Source organism: Salinisphaera sp. (genome assembly GCF_035690525.1).
In the GTDB taxonomy this organism is placed as follows: Bacteria; Pseudomonadota; Gammaproteobacteria; order Nevskiales; family Salinisphaeraceae; genus Salinisphaera.
Map to the genome: position 1 here is coordinate 1 of NZ_DASSKM010000087.1, position 5,149 is coordinate 5,149.

General features: G+C 61.1%; 5 protein-coding genes. 1 reads left to right on the top strand and 4 read right to left on the bottom strand.

Annotation, left to right across the window (positions count from 1 at the left end; genetic code table 11):
* A partial coding sequence (locus tag VFJ08_RS06490) for a hypothetical protein (protein ID WP_324996377.1) occupies positions 1 to 361 on the top strand: 361 nt, incomplete at its 5' end.
* A 464-nt stretch (positions 362 to 825) separates the two neighbouring features.
* Here VFJ08_RS06490 and VFJ08_RS06495 read toward each other — a convergent pair.
* From VFJ08_RS06495 to trhA, 4 genes are all read right to left on the bottom strand, one after another.
* Complete coding sequence (locus VFJ08_RS06495; protein ID WP_324996379.1) at positions 826 to 1,635, bottom strand: YbaY family lipoprotein; 810 nt, start codon at positions 1,633 to 1,635, stop codon at positions 826 to 828.
* 14 nt (positions 1,636 to 1,649) lie between these two features.
* Positions 1,650 to 2,318, bottom strand: a complete 669-nt coding sequence (locus VFJ08_RS06500; RefSeq protein WP_324996381.1) for a DNA-3-methyladenine glycosylase I — start codon at positions 2,316 to 2,318, stop codon at positions 1,650 to 1,652.
* Between the two features lie 87 nt (positions 2,319 to 2,405).
* A complete protein-coding gene (gene recQ, locus VFJ08_RS06505; RefSeq protein WP_324996383.1) occupies positions 2,406 to 4,208 on the bottom strand; it encodes a DNA helicase RecQ in 1,803 nt (600 codons plus the stop codon).
* Complete coding sequence (gene trhA, locus VFJ08_RS06510; protein ID WP_324996384.1) at positions 4,205 to 4,912, bottom strand: PAQR family membrane homeostasis protein TrhA; 708 nt, start codon at positions 4,910 to 4,912, stop codon at positions 4,205 to 4,207. The genes recQ and trhA overlap by 4 nt, the downstream gene beginning before the upstream one ends.
* Positions 4,913 to 5,149: the final 237 nt, after the last annotated feature.

Consider the following 5,149-nt stretch of genomic DNA (forward strand, 5'->3'; position numbering starts at 1 on the left):
TTATGCACAATATGATCATCGGCGACGCCGCCGATATAAAAGGCCGGATGGCTACGCGCCGATAAGGCAAGTAAGGCGTTCCACGAGCGGTTTATGGAGAAAATGTCTGATGAAGATATTTGACTGGTATCGGTCGCGAGATTACAGCGCCATCCATGCGGATATCCGCCGGATCGGGGTGGCGCTGATCCAGGCGGGCGCGCTGGGGACCGTGACGCAGGCGATTGTCGCGCAGTTCTCGCCTGATTCAGGGGATTGGCGGACCACTGCCGGCGCCGCTGGAGTGATCATCGTGGGAAGGATGAGGACAGTAATGACTGAGATCATCTATATCGGGGTATTCAGCGCCCTTAAATGCTAATCTGGGTCATCGATTGGCCCTCGGCGTGGTCATCATCGGCGCGGCGATTCCAAGAAAAAAATAGCCGCCCCTCATAAACACATAAAGCCTGATCAGATCTGATCGGGCTTTTTTTATGCATAGAAAAAAGCCACAGAACCAAGAACCACCAAATGAGCCGGATAAAAGGCGTAGAAGAGCCAACGGGGACCGATGCGCCCTAACCTACGGTCCAGCGCCGACCAGGTGGGCAAACGAAATAACAGGATCACAGGCACAGCAACGAGAGCGTACGGGCCGAACAGCGGCGGATTGAGACAGAGAACAGAAACAACCAACGCGATCCAGAGCACAAAGTCACGAGGCTTAGAAACCAAAGTTGACTGGTCAATCGTTCACAAACGCTGGCTTAAGGCAACGACGTCCTGTTGCGCTTGGCGGCAGACGGCAGCGAATGCCACGCTGCTAGCAGCGATCCGATCGGTCTATGATCCGCTGTCGTTCGTCGAGCCATCCGAGTTTTCGTTGGCTGGCGGCTCACTCATGCCGTTACCGGCTCTCGTGGCACTTGCGCCGTTCTTGTCGGCATTATTTGGCTTCTTGTTCCGGCTTTTCGCGGCGCTATCCGCAACTCGGCGGCAGTTCATGTGGCTGGTGCCGTCGACTTTGAGTGTGATCTTGTCGTGGCCGAAGATGAGCTGATCGCCGTGGTCGTCGGTATAGATCGCGGTTTGAGTGTTTCCCGACTTTTGCGCGGCGAGGCTTATCTGTCGCTTGCCCAGATGCAGCACGGCGTGCGCCTTGTTGTTGCTCATGTCGAAGCGGAAGTCGTCGCCACAGCGATAATGATGAAAATCTTCGGATGCGCCGGCCCGGTCGGCCTGCAGCATGAGCAGCACCGGTTGTTTCTGCTCGCGCGGGGTCACGGACTGGGCTATCGGCGTTTCCCAGCGAACATCGCCGTTTTTGTCCATGATCTGCGCCGACAGTCCGTATTGGCCACCCGTACCCAGCAATTCGGAACCAACCGCGATATTGAAATCCACTGGTAAGTTGCCGACATCGTGCAGCGTGCGCTCGGCCACGATGCGGCTGTCGCCGCTCGCGACATCGTGTCCGACCAGACTGATGCGCGCACTGGCGTTGTCCGGGAGCCGGCCGCCCCCAGCCAAAGCCAACTGCCCGCGAATATGCACGGGCGTGGGCTGATCCGAGCCGCAACCGGCAAGCATCGCCATCGCTGCGATCATCGAGACGATCGCGAGCGCCTGCGCGTGTTTTCGAAATGTCACCATCAATTACGTCTTGTTCAATCGATCGAAAATGCGAGTATCTGGCTGATCTCACAGTATGGCCGGCCGGATTCTGTGTGCCATGTATTGAATAATGCCTGAATATCCGCGTGCGCGCCGCGAGAGTTCGTTTTTCCGGAATATACGTTCCATTCACCCATGGCCTGGATCACCCAATCCGTAAGCAGAAACGTGTCCTTGCCGGCCATGCGCAAAAACGCCGGTCCGGAATTGCCGCCCAGCTGTGTAAAGCGTTTTTTGAGTTCGGCCCATAAATCGACGATTTCATCTTCGGGCCATTCGGCGAGCCAGAATCCGAAGCTGCCGAATGCGTCAACGATCGCCTGCATGGCCTGCGCGTTGTCGCGTACGGCGAAAATCTTCTTGCGGTGGCGGATCAGGCTTTCGTCGGCTGCCAGGCGCTTGAGGTCGTCGTCGGTAAGCGCTGATACGGCCGCGAGGTCGAAATCCTCGAAGGCGGCTTCGAAGGCCGGCCAGCGCGCGTCGACCAGTCGATGCGTCAGGCCCGCGCGAAAGATCCGTCGACACATGACCGACAGATAACGATCGTCTCCGATCATGGCAAGGCTTTCGGGCGGCTCTGGACGCACCAGTGCGGCCTCCAACTCGGCTTGGCTGCCGAGGCGCTGGAGCGCGGCGGACTCGATAGTCTCGAATGCGATCATGACTGCGTAGTCGACAACGATGACGACGCGCGATTATACGCGCTGCCCCGCCCGCGCGCCCGCCGAAGCCGCGCGCAATGAACATGTTTAAGTTGAAAATTCAGCGATCTTGTCGATGAATGTTCGGCCGTAGGCATCGCGTTTCTTTTCGCCCACACCCGGCACTTCGGCCAGTTCGGCGATGTTTGTCGGGCGGCGGGCCAGCATCTCGCGCAACGTGGCGTCGTGGAAAATCACGTAGGGCGGCACGTCCTGCTCGCGGGCCAAATCGAGCCGCAGTGCGCGCAGCGCTTCCCAGAGCGGTTCGTCCTCGATCTCGATCGGCGGCAGTTCTTTCTTGATCGCACGACGCGCACGTTTGGCACTACGGTCGACTCGTAGTTCGAGGCTCCGATCGCCGCGCAGGAGTTCACGGCAACCCTCGGTGAGCTGCAGCCCTCCGTAAGCGTGTTCGACCCGGATATAGCCGAGCGCGATAAGCTGACGGATGATCGACCGCCACTGCTTGGCGGACAGGTCCACGCCGATGCCGGCGGTGGACAACGCGTCGTGGCCGAGTCGGCGCGCGCGATCGGAATGCGCGCCGCGCAGGTGATCGATGACGTAACCGGTGCCGAAGCGTTGCCCGGTACGATAGACGGCCGACAATGCCATGCGCGCGTAGCGGGTCGCGTCATAGGTTTCCGGTGGATTGAGGCAGGTGTCGCAGTTGCCGCAGTCGGTCTCGCGGGTTTCGCCGAAATAGCCGAGCAGATTGATACGTCGGCAGCTCGCGATTTCGCAGTAGGCCAGCATGGCGTCCAGCTTGGCGCGCTCCACGCGCTTGCGCTCTTCGGCGGCCGCGCCCTGCTCGATCATGCGCCGCCGCTGTACCGTATCGCCCAGGCCGTAGAGCATCCAGGCCGTGGCCGGTTCGCCGTCGCGCCCGGCACGCCCGGTTTCCTGATAATAAGCCTCGATGCTGGCCGGCAGATCCAGATGCGCAACGAAGCGCACGTCGGGCTTGTCGATCCCCATGCCGAAAGCGACTGTGGCACAGATGATCACGCCCTCTTCTCGCAGAAACCGCGCCTGGTGCTGTGCGCGCATCGCCGGCGATAGCCCCGCATGATAAGGCAGCGCGGTATAGCCGGCGTTGGTCAGCCATTCGGCCGTGTCGTCGACCTTGCGCCGGGACAGGCAATAGACGATGCCGGCTTGGCCCGGGTGCTCGCGATCGATGAAATCGGCGAGCTGTTGCCTGGCGCTGCCGCGTTCAGCCACGCGGTATTGGATGTTCGGCCGGTCGAAGCTGTGCAGATAATGCGCGGCATCTTCCAGCGCAAGGCGCTCTACGATCTCGGCGCGGGTCGGCAGGTCCGCGGTCGCGGTCAGCGCCATGCGCGGCACGTCGGGGAACTGTTCGCCCAGCGCCCCGAGCTGGCGATATTCGGGGCGGAAATCGTGCCCCCATTGCGATACGCAGTGCGCCTCGTCGATGGCGAACAGGGCGATCGGCGCGCGCTGTAGAAGGTCCAGCGTTCGCGGCTGGAGCAACCGCTCCGGCGCGATATACACGATATCCAGAGCATCGCCGGCGATGTCGCGCTCGATCGCGCTTTGCGACTCGGGGTCGAGCGTGGAATTCAAATACGCCGCGGCGACGCCGAGCTGACGCAGTGCCGCGACCTGATCGGCCATGAGCGCGATCAACGGCGAGACCACCACCGCGACGCCGGGCCGTACCAGCGCGGGAATCTGATAGCACAGAGACTTGCCCCCGCCGGTCGGCATCAGCACGAGCGCATCCCCGCCGTCGACGACGTGGCTGATGATGTCGGCTTGCTGGCCGCGGAAGGCGCCGTAGCCGAAGACCGATTCGAGTACGGACTGCGCGCTTGGCATGCTCATAAACCGACGGCGCAGCCCGGGGTCGCCGCCGGATAGGCCAGCGGAATCACGTAAAACAGCACCGCGAAAAAATGACAGGCGCTGCCGGCGATCACGAACAAATGCCAAATGGCGTGGTTGTAGGGAATGCGATTCCAGGCAAAGAAGATCACGCCGGCGGTATACGCCAGCCCGCCGGCCAGCAATAGCCAAATGCCGCCGCTTGCAACGTTTTCCAGAAGCGGTTTGATCACGAGCACGACGGTCCAGCCCATGGCCACGTAAAACGACGTCGACAGATAGCGTACATGCCGTAGCTTTGTCGTTTTGATGATCACGCCGGCCAGTCCGAGCGCCCAAATCAGAGCCAGTAGACTCCAGCCCCACACGCCGCGTAGATTCACCAGCGTGAACGGCGTATAGGTGCCGGCGATCAGCGCATAAATCGCCAGATGATCGACCACCCGTAGCACCGTCTTGGCCCGCGGCGGCACGATGCTGTGATAGAGCGTCGACGCCAAGTGGGAAAAGATCAGGCAGGTGCCGAAAATCGATACGCCGGCGACATGCCAGACATTACCCTCGAGAGCCGCATAGACCACCAGCACCACCATGCCGGCGATCGACAACGCCGTGCCGATACCGGCGGTAACGGCATTGGCGATCTCCTCGCCGAGTGTATAGCCGCTACTGTTGACCCGCGGCCCGGATTGCACGCTGCTCATGCGCGCATTGTGCCACGCGAGACACGCAACTCGGCTAACCGTGGGAATCTAGGCGTTGGCCGCCCGGTCCAGCGGCCGTGGCTCGTCGCGCGAAGTCAGTCTTTTCCAACCCAGACATGAGCCTGAGCAGCGCGGCGGATAGCGAGCTTCAGGCAGCCGGAATCCGGGCTTGATTGATGGATTGAAAGATCTCGGTTTTGGCGTTGTTCACCTGCCGAGCGGCTTCATTGTCGCTGA

Bases quoted from the DNA above. Each gene is read 5' to 3' on its own strand.
- recQ (WP_324996383.1), bottom strand. From the start codon at position 4,208: ATGAGCATGCCAAGCGCGCAGTCCGTACTCGAATCGGTCTTCGGCTAC.
- VFJ08_RS06500 (WP_324996381.1), bottom strand. From the start codon at position 2,318: ATGATCGCATTCGAGACTATCGAGTCCGCCGCGCTCCAGCGCCTCGGC.
- trhA (WP_324996384.1), bottom strand. From the start codon at position 4,912: ATGAGCAGCGTGCAATCCGGGCCGCGGGTCAACAGTAGCGGCTATACA.
- VFJ08_RS06495 (WP_324996379.1), bottom strand. From the start codon at position 1,635: ATGGTGACATTTCGAAAACACGCGCAGGCGCTCGCGATCGTCTCGATG.